General features: G+C 43.5%; 2 protein-coding genes. One reads left to right on the plus strand and one right to left on the minus strand.

The window, feature by feature from the left end:
* Positions 1-179: 179 nt before the first annotated feature.
* Entirely contained in the window at positions 180-1,418 is a 1,239-nt protein-coding gene (locus IT291_09955) for an ATP-binding protein (protein MCC6221549.1), read from the plus strand.
* 71 nt (positions 1,419-1,489) lie between these two features.
* On the opposite strand, the gene IT291_09960 is transcribed toward IT291_09955, so the two are convergent.
* Positions 1,490-3,310 (minus strand): hypothetical protein, encoded by a 1,821-nt coding sequence (locus IT291_09960; protein MCC6221550.1) that lies wholly within the window; start codon positions 3,308-3,310, stop codon positions 1,490-1,492.
* Positions 3,311-3,384 lie beyond the last annotated feature (74 nt).

The raw sequence follows: 3,384 nt of genomic DNA on the forward strand, positions 1-3,384 counted from the left end.
CCGCAGTCCCAGAATCTCCCACGAGCAAACGCTAGGCATGGCATGGAAGGGGAACATAATGCCCTCCAAATTCCACGCGTTAAGAGAGTCTGGCGGTTCCAGGGCCGTATTTGGCCAAAGCCAAGATCGTTTTTTTTGTCGTTGAAACCCATGACTTTTGCGAGTATAATGTAAATATCATGGGTAAGAAACGATATTTGCAGGATAAATTTAATGCCTTATTAGCAATGTTTCCTGTTGTTGCGGTAATTGGGCCAAGGCAATCTGGAAAGTCTACTTTTGTTAGAGCGGTTCAGCCTAACTTTAAGTATTACGATTTAGAAAGTCCGGACGACTACCAGCTCTTAAGCAGCGATCCGCTTAGATTTTTTGAGCTCAATCATAAGGAGGTAATCATTGATGAGGCGCAGCAATACCCCGAACTTTTTAAGGTCTTAAGAGGGGTTATTGATAATAAGAGAAGTGATAAGGGGCGTTTCATTTTAACTGGTTCTAGCTCTCCTGAAATAGTTTCAGGACTAACTGAAAGTCTTGCGGGGCGAGTCGCAACCATTGAAATGGCGCCTTTTAAGGCGGCGGAATATTTTGAGGTTTCCATTTCGCCATTTTTTGAAAGAGTTGTCGCAAAAAGCAAGGATGTAAAAGATTATTTGGATTTGCCGAGCACTATCTCTTTAGCTCAGATGATGGAAGTTTGGTTTAAAGGAGGTTTTCCTGAGCCGCTAATTGAGAGCGAGACTAATCATGAATTTTATAATCAGTGGATGGAAAATTACGTGGTTAACTATGTGGGCAGAGATATTAGATCGCTGTTTCCTCATCTAAAAATCCATAACTTTCGCAGGTTTCTAACATTGTTGTCGCAGTACTCAGGACATCAGCTGAATATGAGCGACATGGCTAGATCTTTAGAAGTCAGTGCGTCGACCATACGAGATTATTTAGATGTCATTCATCATACCTTTATTTGGAGGAATTTAACCTCCTTTGAAAAGAATGCGTTAAAAAAAATCCAGAAGGCCAAAAAGGGATTTTTTAGAGACCAGGGTATTCTTCATTATTTTCTAAAAATTGCTAGCTTAAATGATTTGCTGATTCATCCCGTAGCTGGTTTTTCATTTGAAAGTTTTGTAATTGAGGAAATCATACGTGGTTTTCAAGCGACCATGGCTACGCAAATTGATTATCATTACTATCGAACGGTTGATAAATCCGAGGTAGATCTAGTCGTCGATGGGCCTTTTGGAATAGTTCCCTTTGAGATAAAACTCGCCTCGTCGCTTAACAAGAGAGACCTGCGCGCTTTAGAAATTTTTCTTTCCGATATGAAGCTAGAACTAGGATTTGTAATAAACACCGCCAAGCGAATCGAGCGCCTCACCGAAAAAATTATTCAAATTCCCGTTAACTATATTTAGGAGTGTAGGCGGCATTTAGAACTCAATAGGCATCTCAACTAGTTGGTTCTCTAGGACTTAGTACCCGGTTCTCAATCTTTAATGCCTAAGTCGGCTTGCCGTTTAGCAATAGCGCTATTAACAAAGCTCTTTTTTCTCTCCACCTCGTCGATGATAGGCGCTGTCGGTGGGATGTACTGCAACTTTACAGCGTCTTGAATGTTTTTGCTCATGGCACCTAAAAGATCTCCCATTGCCATTAGATGCTTCAAACTAAGGCTACCATTTTCTACGGTCATCTCAAAATCGGGATTATTGAAAACAATATTGCCAAGGCTTGCATACAGCTCGTCAGGGTTGTCGTGTGCATGACCAGCCTCGCTTTGTTTTAAGTCATTAATGAACTGGTTTTCGCTATATTGTGTTAGATCAACTCTGTCGGTTCCGCGTTGATCGGAAAGCTCGTAAAAAAGATTCGCAAAATCGTGACTGTACAGCAATCGGTTTGTTGCTCTATTTGCTATTGCATGCTTTCCCTCGTGAAATCCAACTAATTCAAGATGTGGGCGCATATTTGAATCGCGAAGAATTTCGTCGTAAAGGACAACAGTGTCGGATGCGCTGTATGGAACAATAGCCTGAGGGTCGCTACCATAGACAATATAAAAATTCCGAATTACCTCGCCTGGCCTCAATCCGTAAAGCCTCTCGGCTTTTGCGCAACCATCTCTAAAGTCCTCGAGTGGAGCCTTGATCTCGTCAAGGTTAATGCTCTCCATGGGGATTCTGCTGTAGACAGTGTAATTGCCGACAGTTGTGACCGACTGTATTGGCTTAACATATAAAAAATCCCTTATCTCACCCGCGCCAAATGGCGCAAGATCGATGTTAATCGCTAGAGGTTGGTTGTCATTATCGTTGTGGCAAAGCGGCAGGCGCGGAAAAATGTTTATACCGTGCTCCACTTTTAGGCCACCTGGCAAGTCGTGTCTGGGCCTATAGTACTCTGCGCGCGTATTCCCGAACTTATCTCGCGAATGAGTCACTACTGGGCCGCCTTTAACGAGAGTGGCCGTTGGTTCTGGAAGAGCATTAGAATCTTCAAGTCTGGCTATAGTTATTTTGCTCACGTCGCCATGCGCGACCAACTTGCCATAGCCAATATCCCTCAAAGTGTCTGGCGATAATATTGCCTGCACACGACCATCCGGAGAATTCCCGAGATTGAAACATCCTTTATCGTACTCCTCGTTAGGAGGGTTAACCTCTACGATAAAAAGATATTCGTTTAGAAGATCTGATAACACTTTCCGGGTAGCTGTAGGAAGCTTAGAGCCCTCGATTACGCTGACGATGCGATCGCTGTTTGCGCCTAGTGCATTGTCGCTCAGGCCCGTCGTCCTGGAGCTAATCTTGACGGGTCTAGAATGAATCGCCTCACGTAGATTGCGAAATAAATGAATCTTATCCTGAGGAGCGATCTCTACAGTATTGTCATTGGTTAGTTCAAGTTCTTGTGCAAGTATGAGCGGATCCTTAGAACTAAGGTAGTCATACACGTAAACAATGCCTCGATTCGTGCTGTTTTCTAGCTTATGAGACACGACATGATATCTTGGTATTTTTAGCTCTCTGTGTTTGCTTAGCTCCGAAGGGATCCCTTTTTCAAAGCGATAACGCGACTGGAATGCAGCTAATGGATCGGATAAGTAACATATGTCGAGGCCAGTCTTCTCGAGTTTATGGCTCCAAACACTAACTGCGTCCAGTGTATCGCCACCTAATGTTAGCTCAGGAGAGGCTGATACTGTGTATCCAAGCGCGAGATACGTATTTATTTCCTCTCTATAATCTCCAATTTTCCCGGAAATCGCGTTAGTCTCGATTGCGTTTATGTTTGGAGCGACTGGCATAATCGACGCCTGTGTCGCTTGCCTCGTTTCATATTCTGCACTGGGAACATTAAGAGTATCAAACTGACTCGCGC

It is taken from the genome of Deltaproteobacteria bacterium, from assembly GCA_020845775.1.
Taxonomy (GTDB): domain Bacteria; phylum Bdellovibrionota_C; class UBA2361; order SZUA-149; family JADLFC01; genus JADLFC01.

Coding starts and splice junctions, on each gene's coding strand:
- IT291_09955 (MCC6221549.1), top strand. CDS start 180: ATGGGTAAGAAACGATATTTGCAGGATAAATTTAATGCCTTATTAGCA.
- IT291_09960 (MCC6221550.1), bottom strand. CDS start 3,310: ATGCCAGTCGCTCCAAACATAAACGCAATCGAGACTAACGCGATTTCC.